Source organism: Marivita hallyeonensis, from assembly GCF_900129875.1.
Taxonomy (GTDB): Bacteria; Pseudomonadota; Alphaproteobacteria; order Rhodobacterales; family Rhodobacteraceae; genus Marivita; species Marivita hallyeonensis.
In genome coordinates this window covers 710,163-735,257 of record NZ_FQXC01000001.1, presented here as the reverse complement: position 1 = coordinate 735,257, position 25,095 = coordinate 710,163, and the positions used below count along the sequence as shown (strand labels likewise).

Here is a 25,095-nt window from a genome sequence, read left to right as displayed (position 1 = left end):
GAAATTGTACGTAAAAAAGGACGGGCCATGAGCTTTGATACAGGCACACCGGACGATACCGCCAATCAGCCAACGCTGGACCCAAAGGACTGGGCCGCCTTCCGCGCGTCCGCGCATCACCTGTTGGATGCCTGCCTCGACCGGCTTACCAGCGCGGGTGAACATCCGTGGCAACCGGTACCACAGGATGTGCGGGACAGTTACCGTCTGTCAGAAGACGGTGCGGATGCCACAGACTTGGCCAGCACGCTGCGCGATCAGATCATGCCCTATGCGACTGGCAACACGCATCCGCGCTTCTTTGGCTGGGTCCACGGAACGGGCGTTGTCGAGGGTCTGATGTCCGAAATGGTGGCGGCGACGATGAACGCCAATTGCGGCGGGCGCGATCATGGCAGCGTTTACGTCGAGCGCGAGGTGATCGACTGGGCCCGGCGGCAGATGGGATTGCCATCCTCCGCATCGGGCGTGCTGGTCACCGGAACATCACAGGCCACGGTCATCGCGCTGTCGACCGCGCGGCACAAGGTGTTGGGCGCAGATGTGCGGCGTGTGGGGAACAGTGACCATAAGCTAACCGTTTATGCCAGCACACAGGTGCACGCGTCCACGCAAAATGCACTGGAAATCATGGGGATAGGCGCGGAGGGCTTGCGGCTTTTGCCATCGGGCGCAGATGGTCTGGATGTGTCCGCAATGCGTGCCCAAATCGCAGAAGATCGGGCAAACGGATGTGTGCCGTTTGCGATTGTGGGCACGTCGGGGTCAGTGGATTTCGGCACGTTCGACGATTTGACCGCCCTGGCCGACCTCGCCCGGGATGAAGACTTGTGGCTGCATGTCGACGGCGCTTTTGGCGCTTGGACACGGCTTGCCGAAGACCCGTGGCGCGCGCTCACGGACGGGATCGACCGCGCCGACAGCATTGCCTGCGATTTCCACAAATGGATGTTCGTGCCGTATGATTGCGGGCTGGTGTTGATCCGTGACGAGGCGGATCATCGGGCGACGTTCGCCAACCGGCCGGCCTATCTGTCCTCAATGGAAAACGGGCTGGCCGGAGGCGACCCGTGGTTCTGCGATTATGGAACCGATCTGTCCCGGGGGAATCGCGCGCTGAAGGCGTGGTGTACGATCCGCGCACATGGCGCAAAGGGACTCGGCACGGCGATCACGGCGAATTGCCGACAGGCGGCGCTCATGGGACAACTTGTTGAAACGGAAGATAAAATGGCCTTGGTCGCGCCGGTGGTGTCAAACCTGTGTGTGTTTACGGCGGACGCGACACTGAGCGCGACGGAGCAGAGTGCGCTCAACACCCGGATTGCGCAGGATCTGCAGATGCGCGGGTTGGCCGTGTTCTCAACGACAACCGCGCAGACGCCGGACGGAGAGGACGTGACCTGCCTGCGGGCGGCGATCACAAATCACCGGACGCAGGCCGAGGACATTGAAATCGCAGTTCAATCCGTCGCCGACTGCCGGGATGCCAAGCTATAGCTCTCAGGCCTGATCGGCGGCTTTGAACGGCGCTTCAGGCGTGTACTCACAGCGGTTCGGCTTGATGTCGATGAGTGGGGTTTTATCGAGGCAATCCAATCCCTTAACAATCACTGCACCGTCCTCAACACGGATCAGACGCACTTGGGACAACCCGATGGGATTGGGCCGGACAGGAGATCGCAAGGCGAAGGTGCCGACGGTGTTCCCGGTATTTTTCGGGCTTTGCAGAACAAGATCGCGGCGGGATTCGTGCAGCCAGTAGAGGACGTCGAGCATCGCGAATTTTTCGATGCCTTTGAGCGCTGCTTGCCACTCCGGCAGAACCTCAAGGCGGCAGTCTGGCCCGTCCAGCGCACCTTGTCGCGGGCAGAGATCGCGAGTTGTGAACGGCGTACGGATCGTACCGATGAACTGTACAAACGCGTCGTTTTGCACCTCGGCCGGGTTGATGACCTCGCCGGAACGGATGCCGGTTGTATCTGCCTGGTTCAAAGCGCCCTCCCCCGGATGCAGCATCACATTGATTTCGTTTACATTTGCCAGCCTGATCACCAATGACGCCAGCCCAAGTAAGACTAAAGGATAAGGGCAAATCGATCAAAATGCGCGGTGGATTCATTGATCTTGCATAATTTCCGGACGACACTGCATTTACCGGAAATTATGCAGAAGTGCGGTTTGCATGCAAAGCATCTCCGAGGCGCTTGGCCTCGCCCTTGGACTGGTGATCTCAGCGGACGCGGACCTGTTCGAGATCGTCCGGTTGTCGCTTTACGTCAGCCTGAGCGCGACGGTTCTCGCCTGCGCCTTTGGTCTGCCGCTTGGCGCGCTTCTGGCGACGACGCGTTTTCGCGGTCGCGGGGTGGCACTGGTGATCGTGAACGCGCTGATGGGGCTGCCGCCGGTGGTGGTGGGTCTGTTTGTGTACCTCTATCTCTCGCGCTCCGGTCCGCTTGGGTTTCTCGGGCTGCTCTACACCCCGACGGCGATGATCATTGCGCAGACACTTCTCATCACTCCAATCGTGGCGGCGCTGTCGCGGCAGGTGCTTGAGGACATGGACCGGGAATATGCGGAACAGTTCCGGTCTTTTGCGCTTGGCTGGGTGCAGAGGGTTCAAGCGCTTGTCTGGGATGGGCGGTATGCGCTGCTGACCGTGGCACTGGCCGGGTTCGGGCGCGCGGTGGCCGAGGTGGGCGCGGTGATCATCGTCGGCGGCAATATCGACCACCTTACGCGGGTGATGACGACGGCCATTGCACTTGAGACTTCAAAAGGGGAACTGGCGCTGGCTCTAGCCCTTGGCATGGTGCTGATGACACTGGCGCTGGTGGTCAACGCGCTGGTCTATTCGGTTCGCGCCACGGCAACGAGGTCGGCCTATGCGTGATACGGCGTCATATCTTGAGCTTGAGGCTGACGCCGGTCTGTCGGCAACGGACCTGCACTACGCCCCGGGGCGGTCGCGCTTGATCGACGGGTTGACCCTTCACCTGCCCGACAGCGGCATTCATTGCCTTATCGGCCCGAATGGCGCGGGCAAGAGCCTGACGCTTCGGTTGCTGCACGGATTGCTCACGCCGGATGCGGGCGCGGTGCGATGGCGGGGTGATACGATGTCGGCATCCGACCGGGTGGCGCAGGCTATGGTGTTTCAGAAACCCGTCCTGCTGCGCCGATCTGTGGCGGCCAATGTGGATTTCGTTCTCAAATCCCGCCGATCCGCGGACCCGACCTTTCGCGATGCGCTGCTGAAACGCGTCGGGCTGGAAGGGCGCAACCGGCAACCCGCCCGGCTGTTGTCAGGAGGTGAGCAGCAACGGCTTGCCTTGGCACGGGCTTTGGCGATCCGGCCGCGGGTTCTGTTCCTCGATGAACCCACGGCGAGCCTTGACCCGAATTCCGCACGGCTGATCGAAGAGATCCTCTGCGAAGAGCGCCATCACGGTACACTCTGCGTACTGGTCACCCACGACGTCGGGCAAGCGCGACGTCTGGCGGACAGCGTGGCGTTTGTGTCGGTCGGGCGCATCGTCGAGCACAGTACGACGGACGCGTTCTTTCGCGCGCCAGTGTCGCGTGAGGCGCGGGCGTATCTGTCGAACCTCATGGTCCTTTAAGCCGTTCCCCAAATGACGTCAGAGAGCCCTTCCATGCGTTTGTCCACATTGCTCGCCGCAGGTTTGCTGTTCGCCATGAGCAGCCCCCTATGGGCAGAGCGTTCGATCCTCGTTCAGTCGACGACGTCGACGGCCAATTCAGGCTTGTACGACCACATCCTGCCGATCTTTGCCAAGGCGACCGGGATCACCGTCAACGTCGTGGCCGTGGGCACCGGGCAAGCCATTCGCAATGCGCAGAATTGCGACGGCGATGTGTTGCTGGTGCACGCGAAGGCGGCGGAGGAGGCCTTTGTGCAGGAGGGCTACGGCGTGTCGCGGGCGGATGTGATGTATAACGACTTCGTCTTCGTCGGCCCACCCTCGGACCCGGCGGGTATCGCGGGCGGGTCGGATGCGGCAGTGGCACTGACAGCCATAGCCGAGACGGAGGCGTTGTTCGTTTCCCGTGGGGACGACAGTGGAACCCACAAGAAAGAGATGGCGCTCTGGGCGTCTGCGGATATCGACCCGACCGGCGCATCCGGGACGTGGTACCGGGAAACCGGGTCGGGCATGGGCGCGACGCTGAACGTCGGGGTCGGGATGAGCGGCTATGTCATGACCGACCGGGCGACATGGATCAGCTTTGGCAACAAGGGTGATTTCGGGATTGTGGTCGAAGGCGATCCGGCGCTGTTCAACCAGTATGGCGTCATCCTCGTGAACCCGTCCCGCTGCCCATCCGTGAAGGCAGAAGACGGTCAGGCCTTTATCGACTGGCTGGTCTCGGCTGACGGCCAAAGCGCGATTGGCGCATATACGCGGGACGGCCAGCAGCTTTTCTTTCCGAACGCGCAATAATCTTCGTCCCGCTCCATCTTGCCGCGCGAGACCTCGTTGGACATAGTTAACCCACCATGCTGAACCGCAACACATCCTCGCCCGAACGCTACCTGACCGTGCCGGAACTGGCCGAGCTTTTGCGGATCAAGGAACGCAAGGTCTATGATCTCGCCTCCAGCGGGACCGTGCCGTGCTCCAAGGTCACGGGCAAGCTTCTGTTCCCGGAACAGGCGGTGCATCGCTGGCTGGCTCAGGGTCAGAGCGGAGAAAGCGGGCCGGATGCGGCGCGGCCGTCCGTGTTTCTGGGCAGCCACGACCCCCTTCTCGATTGGACATTGCGGCAGTCGGAATGCGGGATCGCGACTTTCTTCGACGGGTCTCAGGATGGGTTGGACCGGTTCGCCAACCGCGAAGGGCTGGCGGCCGGGATCCACATTTTCGATGCCGCATCGGGGGATTGGAACGTGCCCGCCGCCGCCCGGTTCGAAGGGGAGCCGGTCGCGCTTCTGGCCTTTGCCAAACGGCGGCGGGGGCTGGTGCTTCGGAGAAACCTGTCGTCGCAGGTCACAGGTGTTGCTGATCTTGTCGGGCGCAAGGTCACGCCCCGACAACCCGGAGCAGGCACGCAGATTCTGTTCGATCATCTTCTGGCGCAGGCCGGTGTGGCGGCGGATGCGCTGCGCTTTGGCCCGGTTGCGCGCAGCGAGGCGGACGCGGTGTTCGATGTGGTGTCAGAGGACACGGACGTGACCTTCGGCCTTGAGGTACTTGCGCACCAGCACAAGCTGGGCTTCGTACCGCTGATCGAAGAACGCTTTGACCTGCTGGTGAGCCGACGCGCGTATTTCGAGCCGCCGATGCAACGTTTCGTGCGGTTTCTGACCTCCGAAGCCTTCAAAGACCACGCCGGTGCGATGCCGGGATACGACGTGTCGGAGGCCGGGACCGTGCGCTGGAACGGCTGACCTTCGGGAACCCGGCGGTCGTTCGTGCGTTCCGCTTGCGTGTCTGACAAGAATGATCTGGCCGAAGACCGCACGGATTGGGCGGAGGCGCGCACCGTTCTGGCAAACGAACGGACCTTTGCGGGCTGGATGCGCACGGGCATGGCCTCGGTCGCGCTGGCCTTGGGTTTGCGTGCGCTGTTCGGGCCGTTTGAACCGACATGGATCCCGAAAACGGTTGCCTCGGTCTTTGTCCTTGTGGCGCTGATGATCTTTTGGGCCGCGTGGCGCAATTGCAGCCTGACCCAGAAAGACATGGACGATCACGACACCCGCAGCCAATCGGCGCGCAACATGGCTTGGATCACCGCAGTTCTGAGCCTTGGCGCCGTGGCGACCGGGGCCATTCTCTGGTTGCTTTGATTTCTGGGGAAAAGCTTACGGCAGCGGTGGACGCTGGCGCGGGGGCGGCATAGGTTTGGCCACGATCCGAGGGAGCCCGCATGTCAGACACGCCCGCCTATCAGGTGCTTGCCCGCAAGTATCGCCCGGAAACTTTTGCCGATCTGGTTGGGCAAGAGGCGATGGTGCGCACGCTCAAGAACGCGTTCGAGGCGGACCGCATCGCGCAGGCCTTTGTGATGACGGGCATCCGGGGGATTGGGAAGACCACGACAGCGCGGATCATCGCGAAGGGACTGAACTGCATCGGGACGGATGGGTCCGGCGGACCGACGACAGAACCCTGCGGCCAGTGTGAACACTGCGTGGCGATCATGGAAGGCCGCCACGTCGACGTCATGGAGATGGACGCAGCCTCGCGCACCGGTGTCGGCGATATCCGCGAGATCATCGACTCCGTGCATTACCGGGCGGCGTCTGCGCGCTACAAGATCTACATCATCGACGAAGTGCACATGTTGTCGACCAGCGCGTTCAACGCGCTGTTGAAGACGCTGGAAGAGCCGCCTGAGCATGTGAAGTTCATCTTCGCGACCACCGAGATTCGCAAGGTGCCGGTCACGGTTCTGTCACGCTGTCAGCGGTTCGATTTGCGGCGGATCGAACCGGAAGAGATGATTGCCCTGTTGCGCCGGATCGCGACGGCGGAAGGGGCCGAGATCACCGATGACGCGCTGGCGCTCATCACCCGTGCGGCGGAAGGGTCGGCGCGGGATGCGACGTCGCTCTTGGATCAGGCGATCAGCCATGGCGCAGGTGAAACCGGCGCCGATCAGGTGCGCGCGATGCTGGGACTGGCGGATCGGGGGCGGGTTCTCGACCTCTTCGATCTGGTGATGAAAGGCGACGCGGCGGGCGCGTTGACCGAGCTGTCCGCGCAATACGCCGATGGGGCCGACCCGATGGCGGTGCTGCGCGATCTGGCAGAGATCACGCACTGGATCTCGGTGGTGAAGATCACGCCCGACGCGGCGGAGGACCCGACGATCAGCCCGGACGAGCGTCAGCGCGGACAGGATTTCGCCGGTGCGCTGGGAATGCGCCCGTTGACTCGGCTGTGGCAGATGTTGCTCAAGGCGCTGGATGAGGTGGCGAACGCGCCGAACGCGATGATGGCCGCCGAGATGGCGATCATTCGCATGACCCATGTGTCGGAGTTGCCCAGCCCGGAGGACCTCGTAAAGCGCTTGCAGGACGCGCCGCCGCCGCCATCCCCGCAGGGTGGTGGAATGTCGGCGGGTTCTGGTGCGTCACCGACACAGGCCATGGGCACCCCTGCCCCCACACATGGCACGACGTCCGGCCCGCATGCGTCGCATGGCGGTGCCGCCGTGGCTGTTGCTGCTGATCAGGCGCTGGCGCGTTATCCGACGTTCGAGCATGTGATCGAGCTGATCCGCGCGAACCGGGATGTGAAGCTGCTTGTCGAAGTGGAGGGATATGTCCGTCTGGCGGCCTATCAGCCCGGCCGGATCGAATTCACACCGACCGAGACTGCGCCCGGCGATCTGGCCCAGCGACTGGGGAGTGCATTGCAGCGCTGGACGGGGAACCGGTGGGGCGTGTCCGTTGTCAACGGCTCGGAGGCTGCCACGATCGCAGAGGTGCGGGATGCCGAGGAACTGGCAATCAAGGCGGAGGCGGCGGAGCATCCTTTGGTAAAGGCGGTACTGGAGACGTTCCCGGGCGCGACCATCGCAGAGGTCCGGACGCCCGATCAACTTGCCGCCGAGGCCGAAGCCGAGGCGTTGCCGGAAGTGGAAGACGAATGGGACCCGTTCGAAGAGGGGTGATCCTGTCGCTGCTGCCGACGGCGGCCATCGCAGACACCTGTGCAGAGCAGCGGCCGTCCTGGGATGGCACACCGGTGAGCATGGCGCAGGAGGCGATGTTTCTCGCGACGACGCCGGCGGCGTTGGTCCTTGCCTTTGGCACTGTACTTGCCTTGCGGTTCAGGAGTTCGTGGGGTGGGCTGGTCGTCGTTCTGGGATGGACGGCATTTGTCACCTTCATCACCATGCTGGCGCCGGAGTCGCGCAAAGCGGCCTTTGCGGAAGGCTGCGTCGGGAACCCCGCCTTGTTCATCGCCATCATCGCTGCAATATGTGTGGGGACGATCTTTTACACCGCGCCGCCACGTGAGAGGCGCTGACACTCGGAGAGAGCAATATGTTCAAGGGTTTGGGCCAAATGGGCGACATGGCCAAGATGATGAAGGCCGCGCAGGAAATGCAGGGCAAGATGGCCCAGATACAGGAAGACCTGGAGACGATGACCGTGGTCGGGGAATCTGGTGCTGGTCTGGTCAAGGCGACCGCAACGGCCAAGGGCGAATTGACGGCGCTCGACATCGATCCGTCGATCTTCAACGGCGATGACAAGGAAGTGGTCGAGGACCTGATCCTTGCCGCGATCAAGGATGCGCAGCAGAAGGCGCAAACAAAGTCGCAGGAAGAGATGGCGAAGCTGACCGAAGGGCTGGGTCTGCCGCCGGGGATGAAGCTGCCGTTTTGATCAACAGCGTCCTTCTGTCATCCTCAGGGGTGACGCGGCACCATGCGTGACACCAACGACATCGAAGCGCTGATCGCGATGATGGCGCGGCTCCCGGGGCTGGGGCCGCGATCGGCGCGGCGTGCGGTGTTGCACATGATCCGCAAGCGGGCGCTGCTTCTGAGCCCGCTGGCCGAGCTGATGACACGGGTCGCGCGCGATGCGCGGGAATGCCTGAACTGCGGCAACATCGGCACGCAGGATATCTGCGAGATCTGCGAGGACGCGCGGCGGGCGACGGGGCTGCTCTGTGTCGTGGAAGACGTGGCCGATCTTTGGGCGATGGAGCGCGCGGGCGTGTTCAAGGGGCGTTACCATGTCCTTGGCGGGACGCTGTCGGCACTGGATCAGGTCGGCCCAGAGGAACTGCGCATCCCGAAACTGCAGGCCCGCGTCGAGAGCGAAGAGATCACCGAGGTGATCCTGGCGCTCAATGCGACAATCGACGGCCAGACCACCGCGCATTACATCGCCGACCAGTTGGAAGGGCGCGTGACCCTGACATCACTGGCGCAGGGTGTGCCGATTGGAGGTGAGCTTGATTACCTCGACGAAGGGACGATTTCGGCGGCGCTCAACGCGCGCAAGGCGATTTGAAGGTTTCGTCTTGAAGGGGCGGCTCAGCCCATCCGGCTGAGAAGGGCAAGCACATCCGAGCGATGCACAAGCCCCGCGACGCTTGAACCGTTGATAACCGGGAAAACGCGGTGCGGATGTTCAAGGAACATCTCTGCGACACGAATGACCTCGTCTTCTATCGTCACGGCGATCACCTCGTGTGACATGTGATCGGCGACGCGCCCTGTCCATTCGCGATGGTAGCTGGCGTGCAGCGCGGGGCGGAAGCAGTCTTTCTGCGTCAGGATACCGATCAGCGCGCCGTCATCGCCAAGCACAGGGGCCGCCGCGGACTTTGTGTCGACCAGCACCGCAACAGCGCGGCGGATGGGCGTCTCGGCCGTCAGGGTCGGAATGTCGGTGCGCATGATTGCTCTGACACGATATTCGGTCATGACGCCTCCTTCGATGCGGCGCGTCGGCGGAGTGGGCAGTCGCGGCAGCGCCCGACGGACAAAGCGTCCGCTGCGCCGCAACTGGTCTTGGCCGGTCCACGTCCAAAAATCAGGCCGATCCCGACACCTCCGGCAGCGAGTGTCACGATGGCGATGGCAAACAGGATTTCCATCAGCGTATCCTTTGCATCACAGGATCAGACCCGACACGGAGCCTGTACGCACGTCTCTTAGTGTGCCCTCGGCTTCGATCTGGAACACAGCGTCGATCTGGTGGGTCCGCGCCAGATCCGGTCCGGCGATGTCCCCGGCGACGAAGAGCGCGGTGGCCCAGCCATCGGCCGTCATCGCGTCGGCGGCGGCCACGGTGACAGAGCGCAGCCTGCCCGTTGCCGGCGTGCCGGTCACCGGGTCGATGATGTGGCTGTAGAGCCGCCCGTTGACGCTGTAGCTTTGCGCGGCTGTTCCGGAGGTCGCCACCGCCATGCCGGGCGGCAGGCGCAACACGATGTGCGGTTGCGCGCCCGGGATCGGCGGTTCGATGGCGATCTGCCAATCTCGCCCATCGGGATGCTGGCCCAACGCCACAAATTCCCCGCCGAGATCGAACAGCAGGTTGTCATGGCCGGAGCGGCGCGCCTCGTGCGCGATCCGATCGAGCGCCCAGCCCTTGGCGATGCCGCAGAGGTCGAGCGTCAGGTCGGGCGTGTTTTTGGACAGGTCTGTTTCGGTCAGATCCAGCGCGCGCCAGTCCGCTGCGCCTCCTTCGGTGATCGGGCCAAAACCCCAGCGGGCGACGAGCGGTCCTACGGTTGGATCGAAAGCACCGTCGCTTTTGCGGGCGATGTCGAGCGCGGCGGCAGTGACTGTGAGCACGTCAGGCTCGGACAATCTGTCCCCTGCCCCGCCGTGGTTGAAGCGGCTTAGGAGGCTGTCCGGACGCCACGGTGAGAATTGCTGGTCGACTTCGGCGCAGATCGCATCGACCCGTCGGGTCATCTCGGCGCCCACCTCTGCCGTCGACGCCATGACGCGCCAATGGGTGCCGAACGCAGTCCCTTGGATCATGTTCGTCTGGCTGGCCCGAAGGGCGTTGGGCAAGGCAAGCGTCGCTCCGATACAGCCAAGCACGTGACGTCGGGAAAGGCCATGTGAACGGTGGGTCATGTCTCAGGCTCCAAAATCATCGTAAAAGATCGCGCTGCGGTCGACTCCGAGGCGCCCCAGTGTCGCGAGGACGGCAGAGACCATGACCGGCGGGCCGCACAGGTAATACTCGCAGTCCTCCGGCGCAGGGTGGCGACTCATCTCGGCGCGCAGGGTTTCGTGGATGAACCCGGTTGCTCCGGTCCAGCGATCGCCGGGCGCGGGGTCTGACAAGGCCGGTGAAAAGCTGAAATTGGCGTGACGGTCAGCCAGTTGGGTGAACTCGTCGGCGTAGAAGAGATCGGCAGCGGAGCGGGCGCCGTAGAAGTAGCGAATGCGGCGGGTGGTACCCTGCGACAGTGCCTGGTGGATCATGGCGCGCAGCGGGGCCATGCCGACGCCGCCGCCGACATAGACCATCTCGCGCTCGGTCGGCTGGATGTGGAAACTGCCGAAGGGTCCGGACAGCGTGATATCGTCGCCGGACTTCACCGAAAAGAGCCAGGACGACACGAGGCCCGGCGGCACCTCGTCTTCGCGGCCCGCGGGTGGCACGGCAAGGCGGATGTTGAACACCGCCTGACCCTGGTCCTCGGGCCGGGTGGCGAGAGAATAGGCCCGCGTGACCTCGGCATCGGACGTGACGCTCATCGCGCTCCAGCCTGCGATGTCCCAGGCGTCGCGATACTCCGGGGGCAGCTCAAGGGTTCCGAAGTCCAGCCTGTACGGCGGTGCCGTGATCTGCATGAAATCGCCCGCGCGGAACTCCGAGGACTGCTCTTTCGGCAGATCGACCACGATCTCGCGGATCAACGGGGCCAGCATGCGGGTCGAGGCGATCTTACTGACGAACCGCGCCCCGGAGGTGAGCACATCGTCCGGCACCTTGACCGCGCAATCGCCGCGCAGGCTGGTCTGGCAGGCAAGCCGCATGTGGGCGCGGCGTTCACGTGGGGAAAGGACGCCGCGTTCGGTGGCCTGCGGTTCCCCCGCGCCATCGCCCGTGACGGTTACCCGGCACAGCCCGCAAGTGCCCGACCCGGCACAGGCAGCGGGGATCATGATCCCTGCGCCGTGCAACGCACTCAGAAGCCTGTCGCCCCGCCGCGCGGAGACGTGGAGTGTTTCGTTCACCGCGATATCCAGGCCGGTGTCCGGGATCAGCCTGCGTTGCAGGATCAGGACCCCCATAGCCATGCCGACGATCAGCGCCACGATGACAAGGCTTCCCAGCAGAACCTCGGTCATTGCGCCGCTGCCATTTGTGCGAAGGAGGCAAAGCCCAGCGACATCAACCCGGCCAGTACAAAGGCGATGCCCAGACCGCGCAGCCCGGCGGGCAGATCCGCATAGGCCAGTCGAGACCGGATCGCGGCGAGCATGGCGACCGCAACGGCGAAGCCGAACCCGCTGCCCAGTCCAAAGACCGCCGATTCCACGAATGTGTAGCTGCGTTCGACCATGAAGAGGCTGCCCGCAAGGATCGCGCATTGCACGGTGAGCAAGGGCAGGAAGACGCCGAAGGCGGTGTGGATCGACGGCAGAAACCGGTCGAGCAGGAGTTCGAGCACCTGCACCGATGCCGCGATCACACCGATAAACGCGATGAGTGACAGGTAAGACAGGTCAAGGTCGGGCAGGCCTGCCCAGGACCACGCCCCGGGCGCGAGAAGGCCCTGATAGATCAGGTTGTTCAGAGGCACCGTCACGCCAAGCACACAGATCATCGCGATACCGAGGCCAAACGCAGCTTCGGGACGCTTCGACAAGGCAAGGAACGTGCACAGCCCCAGAAAGAGCGTCAGCGGCATGTTGTCGACGAAGGCCGCCATCAGGAAGAGATCCCAAAGCGCGGTCATTCGGCAGGCTCCACACGCAAGGGGGGCGTGTGTTCCGGCGCTTCAACCTGTTCGCTCCAGAAGCTGCGAACCGCCCAGACGAGCAGTCCGAGCAGGAAGAACGCGGAGGGTGCCAGAAGCATCAGGCTTAGCGGTGTGAACCAGCCGCCGGTTTCGGCCAGCGGAAAAACCTGCGTCCCGAACAGCGCACCTTTGCCGAAGAGTTCGCGCAGGCCTCCGATGACGATGAGGATCAGCGAATAGCCAAGCCCGTTGCCCAAGGCATCGACCATCGCGGGGATTGGGGCGTGATGGCGCGCGTAGGACTCGGTGCGGCCAAGGACGAGGCAGTTCGTCGTGATGAGCCCGACATAGACCGACAGGGCACGGCTTATCTCGGCGAAATAGGCGCGCAGGATCTGGTCGATCACGATCACCAGAGAGGCGACGATCACGATCTGCACGATGAGGCGGATGGTGTCCGGGATGTGCCGCCGGATCATGCTGATGACACCCGCGGCAAGCGTCAGGACCACGGTCAGGGAGATCGACATGGTCAGCGCCGTGGCAAGTGTCGTCGTGACGGCAAGGGCCGAGCAGATGCCGAGGATCTGCAGCGTCACCGGGTTCTGCCGGATGAGCGGATCGGTCAGGGTGCGCCAGACATTCAACTGCGCGGCCATGCCCTAGAACTCCCCGCGCGCGATGGCGTCGATCAGCGGCCCGTAGCCGTCCGGCCCAAGCCAGAAGCGGACCATTTGCGTGACGCCGCGCCCCGTGCGGGTCGCGCCGGTGATGCCGTCGACCTCGTGCACGCCCGAGGCCGGACCGCGTTCCACGCGAAACCGTATCTCGCCGCTGTCGTCGCGCAGCTCTGTTCCCGGAAAGCTGGCTTGCCACGATGATTCCTCGATCCGCGCGCCCAGCCCGGGGGTTTCTGAGTGCTGCGTGACCGTGAGGCCCGCGATGGTATTCATGTCGCCGCGAAGTGCGAGGATCGCATCGATCCGCCCGCCATACCCCTGCCCGCTGAGCGGAAGAAGAACCACGGAGACCTGATCGCCATCGCGCAGAAGGTAGATTTGCGCGAAATTGGGACGCTGCCCCAGACCGGCAAGATCTTGTCCCGGCTCAAGCCGGGTCCAGTTGCCGGGATCAGCAAGCGCGGCGTCGAGTGTGGCCGGTGTCACATCTGCGGCGGCGCGCCCGCGAGCGAGATCGATCACCACGGTCGACAAGGTTCCCCCGGACTGTTCGAGGATCGCGGCCATGCCGGGGATCCCCTCGACCAGCGCGGCGATGCGCGCCTGTTCCTCTGCGGCGCGGTTGGCGGTCTGGATCGGGCGCAGCACAACGGTCGCGCCGCTCACAAGCGCGGCGCAGATCGCCGACACGAGGAAGGCCATGACCACCGTTTTCAGGCGACTTTCGTTGGGCAGCGCCAGCACGCGGCGCAGGGGGTTCCAGTCAGGTCCGGCCATGACGCCTCCTGCGTTGGTAGATCCAGAGGGCCAGCACCTTCTCGTCCAGAAGCGGTGCGGCAAGCGATGACAGCAGGGCGGCAGCGACTGCGATCTGGACCGGTGCCGCGCCTGTCCAGTTGGTGGCGAACAGCACGACCAAGCTCGCGTAGAGCGCGCCGTTGATCCAGCGGCCGAGATGGGTCGCGGCCGATGTGACGGGATCGGCCACCAGAAGGACAAGGACGATCCCGCTGACGAGCAGCGCGTCCTGCGGTAGAAGTCCTGCCGCGAGTGCGATCAGGGCGACGGCCCCTGCCCCGCCCAGCAGGGCAGCGGACAGGGCACCTGTCAGGACGCCGATCAGCGCGGCGGGGATTGCCGCCCAGGCCACGGGCGCGTCAAAGATAGGCCAGGCAAACGACGGGAACCCGAAACCGAGGAAGGCCAGCGCAACGGTTGCAGGGTTGACCACGTTGCGGCCCCAACCGCCAAAGACCAGTTCACCCATGACAACGCCAAAGCTGATGCCCAACGCGAGGCGGAACACGCCCAGATCCTCGGGAGCAAGCATCGCGATGGCGAACGCGGTGATCAGCGCCGCCAAAGATGGCGCCTGCGCCCGGGCCAGCATGAAGACAAGATGCCAGAACGCCACGACCAGTGCCGACAGACCAAGACGCCCGATGGCGTCGACCCCGCCGAGCCAGAGCCAGAACAGGCCAAGCGGCAGATAGGCGGCCAGCAGCACCATCGCGACCGTCTCGCGACTCCAGAGGCCCCGGATCATGCCGCGAACTCCGTTTCGACATGGTCGAGAAGGGCGCGGAACTGTGCAAGGAGTGTGCCACCTTCGCTGAGAACGTAATCGGCGAGCGCCACGTCCTCTTCGAGAAGGGACAGGAGGCCGAAGGTCATTGCGGTTTCTTCATCGCCGGAGGCCAAGGCGCGGATGAACGCGGCGGCGGGTAAGGCCCCGCCGAAGGCCTGCGATAGTGCCGTGGTCGGGATCGCGGGTCGCGTTCCCGCCGACTGCGTGAGCGCGGCGAAGAGCCAGTGTGTCTGTCTTGCGGGCGCGGCGCGCGGAAGCACGGCGACTTGCCGGTCCCGGCCCCCAAGCCAACGCGCCGAAAGGCCGTCGAGCGGCGAGCCTGACATCAGCAAATGCGGTCCGGGCGCGACGATGCGTTGTGTGAGCTGCCTCAGGTCGGCCCCGATATGCGTGCGGACGGTGCGGCTCTCTCGCAGCGCCGGACCGGCAATGCTGACGAGGCGCGTCATCGGCAAAGAGCCGGTGGTGAGAAGCGTGCCCAGCGCCGCCACGTCTTCGGCGTGAACGTCCCAGACCGGCGTGTCGATGTCTGCGGGATAAAGTTGGTGGATGCAGATACCGGGTGACCCTTGCGGATGTCGCGTGCCGCGTGGTGCGAACTGGATGCGGTCACTGACCGCTTTCGTGTCGACACCCGGCACGCCTTCGGGGTGGCAAAGGACCACCGGGCCGTCAGTCAGAAGCGTGAGCGCGTCGAGGCCGCGGGCGAAGGCGTCTCTCTGGCCGTCCAAGGCTTTTTGGACATTCGGAGCTTGCGGGCGGGTGTCGGTGGCCATGACGAAAATCGCGGCAGGGGTTTCGGCGTGGTGCGGCATACCGCCGAACGGGCGACGCGCGATCCGGGGCCACATCCCGGCGTCCTGCATCAGTCGGCGCAAACCAGATTGCGTGTCGGCCTTGTTGGTGTCGTGCGTCTCAACGCCGCCACTGTCGTCACGGAAGAGCACGATTTCCGACATACGGCGGCCGGGCAGAAGGGACATGCGCGCGACCTTGCCTGCGATGGGGGCAGCGAAGCACACATCCGGCGCGTGGCGCAGGCAGGCAAGTGCGGCGCCTCGCGCGACGGTGTCGCCCTCTTTGACCAAGGGCGTCACAGCGACCGCGCGCCCCAAGGGTGGCCGGATCGCCGCTTCCTCGGTGACGACGTCCTCGATCTCTGACGGCCCCGCCGGAGACGGAAATTCCGGCATCAATCCGGCATTGCGCCCGAAAAAGACCATTCTGCCTCCGCTGAGCTGTGCTGCCATCCGTGCAGCGCTTTTCCGTGTGATCCCACACGTCGCACAAACCGCAGCTTAGCAACGGGATTCGGAGGCTCATATGATCGACGTCAACGTGTGACTGCCTCTTCCCGGCCTAGGCTGTGGATGATTCATCCAGATCTCACATCAGGAGAGTTTTGATGTCCGCGCGCCCTATTCTATCCCCCAAGTCGTTGATTTTGATGTCCAGTTTTGCCGCCTGCCTGCTTGGCGGGCTAGCGTTTGCCCAATCAGATGGCGCCTCAAACGAAGAGGGCGAGGCCGCGATTCCCTTTGCGCTTCCGCAGTCGGGCCCGTTTACGCCTGCCGAAATCAAGATCGACAACGACAAGGCAATCGCGGACTGGTTCCGTTCTGCCCATGCCAACGCGGCTGCCGAAGCATTCAGTCACTGGGACGACGATGGCGAGATCCGCGCCGCCTGCGCGACCTGCCACTCGGGCGAAGGGTTCCGCGATTTTCACGGGTTGGATGGCACCGAGGCCGGCGTGGTCAACGGAACGATCAACACGGGCGGTGTCGTCGATTGCGGGACATGCCACAATGCGGGGCTTGCCAACATCAAAGAGATCACCTTTCCCAGCGGGTTGGTGCATCCTGTGCAGGGGGTCGAGGCGTCCTGCCTGACCTGCCATCAGGGACGGACGGCAGGGATCAACGTGGAAACCGCGATTGCGAACCTTGCCGTGGACGAGCCGAATGGCGACCTACGCTTCATCAACCCGCATTATGCGACGGCTGCGGCGACGTGGCTGGGCGGCTACGGCGCATCAGGGTATCACTACGACGGAAAGGACTATTCGGGACGGTTCTTCCACGCCCGCCCGGTTGCGAGTTGCAATTCCTGCCACGAGCCGCACACGCTTGAAGTTGAATTCGAGCCGTGCCTGACCTGTCACCAGGCCAACAGCCCCGAGGAAATCCGTATTGCGCGGCAAAGCTATGATGGCAGTGGCAACGTGTCGGTCGGCATCAGCTCTGACATTTCCGCGAACGCCGAAACACTTCTGGACCTGATCCGCGACTACACGGAAGAGGTTGCCGGCGCACCGGTCATTTATGACGGAAATCGCTATCCGTACTTCTTCTCGGATGCCAACGGGGATGGCGTCATCGACACCGGTGAGGACGGGCGGCCCGTGGCCTATGGGTCCTGGACGCCGCGCAGCCTGCGTACCGCGTTCAACTGGAAGCTCGTGACCGCCGATCCGGGCAACTACGCCCATAATCCGAAATACGCGCTAGAGCTTCTCTACGACTCCATTGCAGATCTCAGCGGCCCGTTGGGCATCGACTTCGAAGCGATGGACCTGCTGCGCTAACCGGCGGACCCGGCGCGCAGCCCGCTTAAGGATAAGGTCACCAAAATGGATCAGGCGCTTCCGTTGATCACGCTGGGTGTCCTGTTTCTGGGCGGTCTGGCGGCCGAACATTTCGGGCGCGTGACCCGCCTGCCCCGGGTCACGCTTTTACTCATGTTAGGGCTGGTGGTCGGTCAGTCCGGCTTTGGCCTCTTGCCCGATCAATCAGCGGACTGGTTCGAGCCAATCTCGGTCGTGGCACTGACGATGGTGGCGTTTCTGCTGGGCGCGGACCTCACGCGCGAGAACCTGACGCAACATGGGCGGGCGATTTTCTTCATCTCGGTGATGATCGTCATCGGCACGACACTGACCGTTTGGATTGGTCTGTCCGCGCTGGGTCTTCACCCGGGACTGGCGCTGCTGCTTGGCGCTATCGCGACCGCCACGGCACCGGCGGCAATTGCCGATGTGATCCAACAGTCCGGGGTGCGCAACGGGTTCACCGAGACGATCAGCGGGATCGTGGCCATCGACGATGTGTGGGGGCTCATCGTCTTCAGCCTGTGCCTCGCCGCGGTGAACCCGTCAGACGACTGGTCGGGTCCGATCCTGAACGCGGGGCACCACATCGGCGGGGCGTTATTGCTGGGTGTCGTGATCGGTGGCCCGGCGGCGTATCTGTCTGGGCGGCTCAAGAGCGGCGAACCCTTGCAGACCGAGGCGTTCGGCATCGTGTTCCTGACCGCCGGGCTGGCACTTTGGATGGATGTGTCCTTCCTTATCGCGGGCATGACGGCAGGCGCGATGATTGCCAATCTTGCCAGTCACCACGAGTACGCCTTCAACGAGATCGAGCAGATCGAACAGCCGTTCATGTTGCTGTTCTTCCTTTTGGCGGGCGCATCGCTTGAGTTGGACGCGCTCCGGGCTCTCGGATGGGTTGCCGCGGCGTATGTGGGACTGCGCGTGCTTGCGCGTCTTGCCAGTGGCAGCATAGGTGCCTGGCTGGCCGGTGTACCGAAGGAGGAACGGCACTTGTACGGGATCGCGCTATTGCCTCAGGCCGGGGTCGCCGTTGGGATGGCGCTGGTCGCGGCGGAAACCGTGCCGCAATGGGCGGCAACGATCCTGACCGTGACAATCGCCGCGACCGTGGTGTTCGAGTTGTTTGGACCGCCCATCACCCTGGCCATCATCCGACGGCAGGACCGTATGGTAAATGAGGCGCGCCAACAGGCAGGTGAGTGACTGTCCCAGCCTCAGGTCAGATCCGCATACTCACACTGCGCGAAGATGGCGTCGGCCGTGTCCTTGTCGCAAAGTGCAGTCCCTTCGGTGCCGACGGTTGCCGCCGCGCCCGCAACGCCGCGCATCAGGGCAGTGTCCAATGGCTCACCACGCGAGAGGCTCAGGCTGAAAGCGCCGACGAAGGTGTCGCCCGCGCCGACCTTGCTCAGCACCGGCACCAGTGGCCCCCACGCGTGGATGCGTCGATCTTTCGACACAAGAACAGATCCGTCCGCCCCACGTCCGATGACAACGATCTCGGCCACGCCCTGGGTGACCAAGGTAGCCGCGAAATCCCTGCAGTCGGCAATGGTGTCGAGTGGTCTGGCGGCGGCTTTTTCAGCCTCGGCACGGTCGAGCCGCAGCGCATGGACGCCGACAGGACGGGCCAGCAGCTGCGCCAGCGCCGCTGCGGACGTATCGACAACAAGGCGTGTTTCGGCAGGCGCCAAAGCACTTTGCACTTGAGCCACGAAATCGATGGGAAGGCCGGGTGCGACGCTGCCACTGAAGACGGCAACCTCGTGATTGCGTGCGGCGTCCGCGACCGCGCTCAAAAGTGCGGCACCTTCCGCTTCGGTCACGTCTTCTCCGGGAACGCCAAAGCGATATTGCTCGCCGGTGCCTTCGTCCATCACCGCAAAACTGATACGCGTCTCGGCGGAAACTGGAACCGGCAGGGCAGCGACGCCTTCGGCGGCCAAAAGCGCCAAGAGACGCTCGCCCAGTGATCCACCGGTCGCAACCAGGGCAAGCGAAGCGCCGCCGAGCTTGCGGATCGCGCGGGCCACATTCACGCCGCCCCCGCCTGCGTCCCAGCGAGGCGCTTTGCATCGGAGTTTCGGTCCGGCGACGACGCTCGCAACTGTTGTTGCCATATCGACTGCCGGGTTCGTGGTGATGGTCAAGACAGCGCTCATGCGCACCCTTCTAAACGGTTCCGACGCTTGTCAAAAGTGCGCTATTTGGTGAAGCTCATCGCCTTGAGTAGCGCGGCCAGAAGCGAATGCGGCAAGGTCGGACCGCGCCCGATGCCGAGGTATTCGTCATTGTCGCGCGAAGACGACTTGCGCAGGGTGCAGCGCCAGTGGCCGTTGGGCATGGTGGCGTTGCCGCGGATCGACACGCTCCAGCCAGGGCGCACCTTGTAGATGACGCCAAGCACGCTGTCGGTCGAATCCAGATCGGCGCGTGCAATGCCAAGATCGGACGCCATGCCGTTGATCACCTTCAGGGCCCGATCGGCAAGGTCGTCTTCCAAGACCAATGCGGCTTCGACGTCTTCGGCCAGCGCGGCAAGTTCCATGTCCATAGATCTCTCCCTCAATCTGTTGTGGTCACGATGGCGGGGCTTGTCCGCTTCGGCGTTGACAGAGATCAAGGTTCCGCCACGCGCCCCGGTTACGATCCACAAAGGCCCGAGCAGCGGAGGAGCGAGTGATGGGAAACAAGGACGAGGTGATCTTTTTCGATGAGTTGCGTCGCGATGACGTGGCTCTTGTCGGCGGCAAGAACTCGTCGCTCGGGGAAATGGTGCAAGAGCTTGGCGCGAAGAACATTCTTGTTCCGCCAGGATTTGCGACCACGGCCGATGCGTTTCGGAAGTACATCGCGGCCAATAACCTGCACACGGTCATCTCTGAGGTGTTGGCGGATCACGACGCTGGAAAGATCAGCCTGCACCAGACCGGCGACAGCATTCGCAATGCGATTGTCGCCGGGGACTGGCCCGAAGCAACCGAGGCGGCGATCCGGCAAGCGTATCGCGATCTGTCGGACCGGGCCGGGCAGCCCAACGTGTCGGTGGCGGTGCGTTCCAGCGCCACGGCGGAGGACCTGCCGGATGCAAGCTTTGCCGGGCAGCAGGAGACGTATCTGAATGTTGTCGGCGAAGACGACCTTCTGACCGCCTGCCGCAAATGCTTTGCCTCGCTTTTCACCGACCGGGCGATCACCTATCGCAAGGTCAAGGGCTTTGATCATATGGACGTCGCACTGTCGGTCGGCGTGCAGCAGATGGTGCGCTCGGACATTGGCGGGTCGGGCGTAATGTTCTCCATCGATACGGAATCGGGCTTCGACAAGATCATCCTTATCAATGCTGCCTGGGGACTCGGCGAAAACGTGGTTCAGGGCGCGGTCACACCGGATGAGTTTCAGGTCTATAAACCGTTCCTGACGCGCGACGGGGTCAAGCCCATCGTGGAAAAGAAGCTCGGCGCAAAAGAGATCAAGATGATCTATTCCAGTGACGACGGGCCTGATCCGGTGCGCAATGTGCCGACCTCGAAAGCCGAGCGCGAACGCTTTGTCTTGAGCGATGACGAGGTTCTCGACCTTGCGCGGCAGGCCGCCACCATCGAAGCGCATTACGGCCAACCGATGGATATGGAATGGGCCAAGGACGGCAATACCGGGCAGCTTTTCATCGTGCAGGCGCGGCCTGAAACGGTGCAGTCCCGCGTCGCGGCGGGGACATTGAAAAGCTACCAGATTGGAGATCATGGCCCGGTGATGACGACCGGTCTGTCAGTGGGCGAACAGATCGCCACGGGGCGTGTCTGTCTGATAGAGGACGTCAAAGATATCGACGACTTCGTCGACGGATCGGTGCTTGTCACGTCTACCACCGATCCGGACTGGGTGCCGGTGATGAAGCGCGCGTCGGCCATTGTGACGGATCACGGCGGGCGCACCAGCCACGCCGCCATCGTCAGCCGCGAGCTTGGCGTGCCGGCCATTGTCGGCTGCGGAGACGCGACGCATGTGCTGCACGATCAGCAGGAAGTCACGGTATGCTGCGCCGAAGGGGATGAAGGGTACGTCTACGCCGGACAGGCGACGTTCAAGATTGAAGACCTGAAACTCGACGATGTGCCCGAGACGCGCACGAAGGTGATGCTCAACCTTGCGAACCCAGCCATTGCGGCACGGTGGTGGCGATTGCCCTGCGATGGGGTCGGACTGGCCCGGATGGAATTCGTGATCTCGAACACGATCCGCGTGCATCCGATGGCACTTTTGAAATTCCAGGATCTGCGCGATGCCGAGGTGCGGGCCGAAATCGAAAACCTCACCAAAGGGTATGACGACAAGGCCGAATACTTCGTCGATCAGCTTGCGCTGGGTCTGTCGCGGATCGCTGCGGTCGCCTATCCCAACCCGATGATCCTGCGACTGAGCGATTTCAAGACCAACGAATACGCCGATCTTCTGGGCGGTCGGCAGTTCGAACCGGAAGAGTCGAACCCGATGATCGGCTGGCGCGGGGCGTCGCGGTACTACGACCCGGCCTATATCGACGGGTTCCGCCTTGAATGCCGGGCCATCCACCGGCTGCGCGAAAGCGCGGGCTTTGACAATGTGTTGATCATGGTGCCGTTCTGCCGGACTCCGGAAGAGGCGGACAAGGTTCTGGCCGTCATGGCCGAAGAAGGTCTCACGCGCGGAGAGAACGGGCTGCAGATCTATGTGATGTGCGAAGTGCCCTCGAACGTGATCCTCGCCGAGGCGTTCGCTGAGCGGTTCGACGGCTTCTCCATCGGATCGAACGACCTGACGCAGCTGACGCTTGGCATCGACCGGGACAGCGACCAGCTGGCGCCGCTGTTCGACGAACGCCACGACGCGGTGCAGTGGATGATCCGAACGGTGATCGAAAAGGCCCACGGCGCGGGGGCAAAGGTCGGGTTGTGTGGGCAGGCTCCGTCGAATTACCCGGAATTCGCCCGGACGCTTGTCGAATTCGGCATCGATTCCATCTCTGTGACCCCGGACAGTTTCTTCCGGGTCAAAACACAGGTTGCGGAGGCAGAAAATCAACGATGATATCGGCGCATGGATGAGCCTGAATCATCGAGTGAACGACATCCCTATTCGGCGCCATCGGATCAGGTGGTGGCTTGGCTTGGCGTTTCGCCCGACACGGGGCTGAGCGCGGCCGAAGTCGCATCACGATCTACCAAATACGGCCCCAACTTGTTGCAGCGGCAAAAGCCGCGCAGCGTGCTGTCGATCCTTCTGCATCAGTTCAACAGCCTTGTGACATGGCTGCTGGTCGGGGCTGCGGTGTTCTCGGTTTTTCTGACCGACTATGTCGAAGCCATCGCCGTCGCACTCGTGCTGGTGATCAACACGACCATCGGTTTCGTCACCGAACTTCGCGCGGCGCGATCGATGGAGGCGCTTTACGCCTACGCGCAGCTTTTTGCTCGGGTTCGCCGGGATGCCCGCGTGACCACCGTCCCGGCGCAAGACCTTGTTCCGGGGGATATTGTGCTTCTGGAGGCGGGGGATCTGGTTCCGGCGGATGCGCGGCTGATCGCGACCACGAACCTGCATTGCGACGAATCCACACTGACGGGCGAATCCGTTCCGGTGTCGAAATCCACCACTCCGGTTGCAGCGGACGCGGTCCTGGGAGACCGCACATCGATGGCGCATCGGGGGTCTTCGGTCACGCAGGGTCAGGGCGAAGCGGTTGTGACGGCCACCGGGATGGGTACCGAAATCGGTCAGATCGCGCATCTGCTGCAAAGCGTGGAAGACGAGGCGTCCCCGCTGGAACGGCGGTTGGACCGGCTGGGGCAAAGGCTGATCGGTCTGACGCTGGTTCTTGTGGTTTTGACGGTCCTTCTGGGCGTGCTGCGGGACCAGCCGCTGGCCGACATGATCCAGACCGGCGTCGCCCTTGCCGTCGCCGCCATTCCCGAAGGTCTGCCAATTGTCGCCACGCTCTGCCTTGCGCGCGGGATGCTGCGCATGGCGCGGCGCAATGCGTTGATCAACCGCCTGTCGGCGGTCGAAACGCTCGGCTCCACCACGATGATCCTCACCGACAAGACGGGCACGCTGACCGAGAACCGCATGGAAGTGGTCCGCTTCATCCTGCCCGATGCAACGGTTGACCTGGAAAAGATGGACGGTCTGCGGATCGACGAGAACGCCGCGTTGCGGTGGGCCTTCTGCGTCGGCGCGTTGTGCAACACGACCGGACCCGGCTCTGCCTATGCCGGTGACCCTATGGAAGCGGCACTGGTCCGCGCGGCAGACGAGGCGGCATTCGATACGGCCCGGGTCTGCGGCATTGGTCCGGCAACGCAAACCCACCCGTTCGATCCCGACCTCTTGATGATGGCGACAGTGCATGCCGTTCAAGACGGGTCTGTCTTTCTGGTCAAAGGCGCCCCGGAAGCGGTGATTGCGGCCAGCACAACTGTGGTCGGTCCGTCGGGTCCAGTGCCCCTGACCGGTGACGAAAAGAAGGGATGGCTGACGAAAACGAAGGAAGAAACGGCGAAAGGGTTGCGGTGTCTAGCGCTCGCAATGCGGGCCGATGGCACCTCTCTCAAAGACCCGTTCGAGCAGCTGGAGCTGATCGGGCTGGTCTGTCTCGCCGATCCGGTGCGCGAGGACGTGCCCGCCGCTATTGCCGCCTGCCGGGACGCGGGCATCGATGTCGTCATGATCACCGGGGACCACCCCACGACCGCGGCCGCCATCGCCACGGAAGCTGGCATTGCAGAAGCCGGTGCGGACGTGGTTCAGGGGCGTGAGTTGCGCGATTTCGATCCGGAAAACCTCGATCCCGATTTTGCCGAGCGCATCAGCAAGGCACGGATCTTCGCCCGGGTGGCCCCGGCGAACAAGCTCGATCTCGTGGCATTTCACCAGAAAGAGGGCCGCATCGTTGCGATGACCGGCGATGGCGTGAACGACGCCCCTGCCCTCAAGAAAGCCGATATTGGCATCGCCATGGGCCAACGTGGCACGCAGGTGGCGCGCGAAGCGTCCGAGATCGTTTTGCTCGACGATGCGTTCAGCACCATCGCCGAAGCGGTGATGCAGGGACGGATCATCGCCTCGAACATCCGCAATTTCGTGGTGTACCTGATGTCCTGCAATGTCAGCGAAGTGCTGGTCGTTGCCTTTGCCTTGGGGCTGGGCCTGTCTACGCCGCTGTTGCCATTGCAGATCCTGTTTCTCAATCTCGTGACAGATGTCTTCCCGGCGTTCGCGCTTGGCCTGGGGCGCGGTGATGCGTCCGTGATGAAAGACCCGCCGCGCGATCCGAAAGCGCCCATCGTCAACCGGGCTGCGTGGATCCATATCTCGGTTCTCGGCTTGATCATCGCCTGCGCGACGCTTGGGGCCTATGCGGGTGCGCTGTTCTATCTGGGAACCGCGCAGCCAGAGGCGATCACCATCGCGTTTCTGACAATCGCCTTTGCGCAGCTTTGGAACGTGTTCAACGTGCGCAAGCGCCGGGACGGGGTGATCGTCAACGAAATCTCGCGCAACCCGTATATATGGATCGCCATTGCGCTGTGCCTTCTGTTGACCGTTGCAGCCGTCTGGCTGCCACTCTTTTCGGAAGTCCTGCGGTTACCGCCGCCCGACCTGTCCGGTGTTGCCCTTGCGGTGGTCTTCAGTGTCGTGCCGCTGATTGCGGGGCAAATCCTCGTGTGGTTCTCGCGCGGCTGATCGTTTTGACCAACGCCGGTAAAAGAAATGGCGCACCCGTTGGATGCGCCATGTTTCAGA

26 protein-coding genes are annotated in these 25,095 nt (G+C 63.4%); 14 read left to right on the top strand and 12 right to left on the bottom strand.

Annotated features, from left to right (window positions below; all coding sequences use genetic code 11):
- Positions 1-27: 27 nt before the first annotated feature.
- On the top strand, positions 28-1,500 hold the full coding sequence (locus tag BUA42_RS03660) for a pyridoxal phosphate-dependent decarboxylase family protein (RefSeq protein WP_072776310.1): 1,473 nt from the start codon (positions 28-30) through the stop codon (positions 1,498-1,500).
- Between the two features lie 3 nt (positions 1,501-1,503).
- On the opposite strand, the gene tsaA is transcribed toward BUA42_RS03660, so the two are convergent.
- Positions 1,504-1,995 (bottom strand): tRNA (N6-threonylcarbamoyladenosine(37)-N6)-methyltransferase TrmO, encoded by a 492-nt coding sequence (gene tsaA / locus BUA42_RS03655; RefSeq protein WP_425435017.1) that lies wholly within the window; start codon positions 1,993-1,995, stop codon positions 1,504-1,506.
- Positions 1,996-2,185: 190 nt separating this feature from the next.
- On the opposite strand from tsaA, the gene BUA42_RS03650 reads away from it, so the two are divergent.
- The 9 genes from BUA42_RS03650 to recR all read left to right on the top strand — a co-directional run bounded on the left by BUA42_RS03650 (position 2,186) and on the right by recR (position 9,004).
- A complete protein-coding gene (locus tag BUA42_RS03650; protein WP_072776309.1) occupies positions 2,186-2,893 on the top strand; it encodes an ABC transporter permease in 708 nt (235 codons plus the stop codon).
- A complete protein-coding gene (locus BUA42_RS03645) occupies positions 2,886-3,623 on the top strand; it encodes an ATP-binding cassette domain-containing protein (RefSeq protein ID WP_072776308.1) in 738 nt (245 codons plus the stop codon). Before BUA42_RS03650 ends, BUA42_RS03645 begins: the two co-directional genes overlap by 8 nt.
- Positions 3,624-3,656: 33 nt before the next feature.
- A complete protein-coding gene (locus BUA42_RS03640) occupies positions 3,657-4,466 on the top strand; it encodes an ABC transporter substrate-binding protein (protein ID WP_072776307.1) in 810 nt (269 codons plus the stop codon).
- A gap of 56 nt (positions 4,467-4,522) precedes the next feature.
- A complete protein-coding gene (locus tag BUA42_RS03635; protein WP_072776306.1) occupies positions 4,523-5,413 on the top strand; it encodes a helix-turn-helix transcriptional regulator in 891 nt (296 codons plus the stop codon).
- Positions 5,414-5,452: 39 nt separating this feature from the next.
- Complete coding sequence (locus BUA42_RS03630; RefSeq protein ID WP_072776724.1) at positions 5,453-5,815, top strand: YidH family protein; 363 nt, start codon at positions 5,453-5,455, stop codon at positions 5,813-5,815.
- 80 nt (positions 5,816-5,895) lie between these two features.
- A complete protein-coding gene (locus BUA42_RS03625) occupies positions 5,896-7,647 on the top strand; it encodes a DNA polymerase III subunit gamma/tau (protein ID WP_072776305.1) in 1,752 nt (583 codons plus the stop codon).
- Positions 7,623-8,006 (top strand): hypothetical protein, encoded by a 384-nt coding sequence (locus tag BUA42_RS03620; RefSeq protein ID WP_143152606.1) that lies wholly within the window; start codon positions 7,623-7,625, stop codon positions 8,004-8,006. Before BUA42_RS03625 ends, BUA42_RS03620 begins: the two co-directional genes overlap by 25 nt.
- Positions 8,007-8,023: 17 nt before the next feature.
- On the top strand, positions 8,024-8,368 hold the full coding sequence (locus tag BUA42_RS03615) for a YbaB/EbfC family nucleoid-associated protein (protein WP_072776303.1): 345 nt from the start codon (positions 8,024-8,026) through the stop codon (positions 8,366-8,368).
- A 42-nt stretch (positions 8,369-8,410) separates the two neighbouring features.
- Entirely contained in the window at positions 8,411-9,004 is a 594-nt protein-coding gene (gene recR / locus BUA42_RS03610; RefSeq protein ID WP_072776302.1) for a recombination mediator RecR, read from the top strand.
- Positions 9,005-9,027: 23 nt separating this feature from the next.
- Here recR and BUA42_RS03605 read toward each other — a convergent pair whose 3' ends face one another.
- From BUA42_RS03605 to BUA42_RS03570, 9 genes are read right to left on the bottom strand one after another with little or no spacing between them, the layout of a single operon-like run.
- Positions 9,028-9,420, bottom strand: coding sequence for a CBS domain-containing protein (locus BUA42_RS03605; protein WP_072776301.1), 393 nt, complete (start codon positions 9,418-9,420; stop codon positions 9,028-9,030).
- Positions 9,417-9,593, bottom strand: coding sequence for a hypothetical protein (locus tag BUA42_RS21090; RefSeq protein WP_178346846.1), 177 nt, complete (start codon positions 9,591-9,593; stop codon positions 9,417-9,419). The genes BUA42_RS03605 and BUA42_RS21090 overlap by 4 nt, the downstream gene beginning before the upstream one ends.
- Positions 9,594-9,609: 16 nt before the next feature.
- Entirely contained in the window at positions 9,610-10,587 is a 978-nt protein-coding gene (locus tag BUA42_RS03600; protein ID WP_072776300.1) for an FAD:protein FMN transferase, read from the bottom strand.
- A gap of 3 nt (positions 10,588-10,590) precedes the next feature.
- The gene (gene nqrF, locus BUA42_RS03595) at positions 10,591-11,814 is read right to left on the bottom strand and encodes an NADH:ubiquinone reductase (Na(+)-transporting) subunit F (protein WP_072776299.1); all 1,224 of its coding nucleotides are present in this window, start codon (positions 11,812-11,814) and stop codon (positions 10,591-10,593) included.
- Positions 11,811-12,425 (bottom strand): NADH:ubiquinone reductase (Na(+)-transporting) subunit E, encoded by a 615-nt coding sequence (gene nqrE / locus BUA42_RS03590; RefSeq protein WP_072776298.1) that lies wholly within the window; start codon positions 12,423-12,425, stop codon positions 11,811-11,813. The genes nqrF and nqrE overlap by 4 nt, the downstream gene beginning before the upstream one ends.
- On the bottom strand, positions 12,422-13,087 hold the full coding sequence (locus tag BUA42_RS03585; protein WP_072776297.1) for an NADH:ubiquinone reductase (Na(+)-transporting) subunit D: 666 nt from the start codon (positions 13,085-13,087) through the stop codon (positions 12,422-12,424). Before BUA42_RS03585 ends, nqrE begins: the two co-directional genes overlap by 4 nt.
- Before the next feature lie 3 nt (positions 13,088-13,090).
- The gene (locus BUA42_RS03580) at positions 13,091-13,885 is read right to left on the bottom strand and encodes a Na+-translocating NADH-quinone reductase subunit C (RefSeq protein WP_072776296.1); all 795 of its coding nucleotides are present in this window, start codon (positions 13,883-13,885) and stop codon (positions 13,091-13,093) included.
- Positions 13,872-14,654 (bottom strand): RnfABCDGE type electron transport complex subunit D, encoded by a 783-nt coding sequence (locus BUA42_RS03575; protein WP_072776295.1) that lies wholly within the window; start codon positions 14,652-14,654, stop codon positions 13,872-13,874. The genes BUA42_RS03580 and BUA42_RS03575 overlap by 14 nt, the downstream gene beginning before the upstream one ends.
- Complete coding sequence (locus tag BUA42_RS03570) at positions 14,651-15,919, bottom strand: Na(+)-translocating NADH-quinone reductase subunit A (protein WP_072776723.1); 1,269 nt, start codon at positions 15,917-15,919, stop codon at positions 14,651-14,653. The genes BUA42_RS03575 and BUA42_RS03570 overlap by 4 nt, the downstream gene beginning before the upstream one ends.
- Before the next feature lie 182 nt (positions 15,920-16,101).
- Here BUA42_RS03570 and BUA42_RS03565 point away from each other — a divergent pair, with 182 nt between their 5' ends.
- Together BUA42_RS03565 and BUA42_RS03560 are read left to right on the top strand one after the other, a co-directional pair.
- Positions 16,102-17,283: a cytochrome c3 family protein gene (locus tag BUA42_RS03565; RefSeq protein ID WP_245818949.1), complete on the top strand. Its 1,182-nt coding sequence runs from the start codon at positions 16,102-16,104 to the stop codon at positions 17,281-17,283.
- A 45-nt stretch (positions 17,284-17,328) separates the two neighbouring features.
- Positions 17,329-18,513 (top strand): cation:proton antiporter, encoded by a 1,185-nt coding sequence (locus BUA42_RS03560; protein WP_072776294.1) that lies wholly within the window; start codon positions 17,329-17,331, stop codon positions 18,511-18,513.
- Between the two features lie 11 nt (positions 18,514-18,524).
- Here the strand turns inward: BUA42_RS03560 and BUA42_RS03555 are convergent, their stop codons facing one another.
- Positions 18,525-19,472 carry a 1-phosphofructokinase family hexose kinase gene (locus BUA42_RS03555; protein WP_072776293.1) on the bottom strand — a complete coding sequence of 316 codons (948 nt, stop codon included), beginning with the start codon at positions 19,470-19,472 and terminating at the stop codon, positions 18,525-18,527.
- Positions 19,473-19,513: 41 nt separating this feature from the next.
- Positions 19,514-19,864: a hypothetical protein gene (locus tag BUA42_RS03550; protein ID WP_072776292.1), complete on the bottom strand. Its 351-nt coding sequence runs from the start codon at positions 19,862-19,864 to the stop codon at positions 19,514-19,516.
- A gap of 128 nt (positions 19,865-19,992) precedes the next feature.
- Here BUA42_RS03550 and ppsA point away from each other — a divergent pair, with 128 nt between their 5' ends.
- Positions 19,993-22,380, top strand: coding sequence for a phosphoenolpyruvate synthase (gene ppsA, locus BUA42_RS03545; RefSeq protein ID WP_143152605.1), 2,388 nt, complete (start codon positions 19,993-19,995; stop codon positions 22,378-22,380).
- 9 nt (positions 22,381-22,389) lie between these two features.
- Positions 22,390-25,035 carry a cation-translocating P-type ATPase gene (locus BUA42_RS03540; RefSeq protein ID WP_072776290.1) on the top strand — a complete coding sequence of 882 codons (2,646 nt, stop codon included), beginning with the start codon at positions 22,390-22,392 and terminating at the stop codon, positions 25,033-25,035.
- Positions 25,036-25,095: the final 60 nt, after the last annotated feature.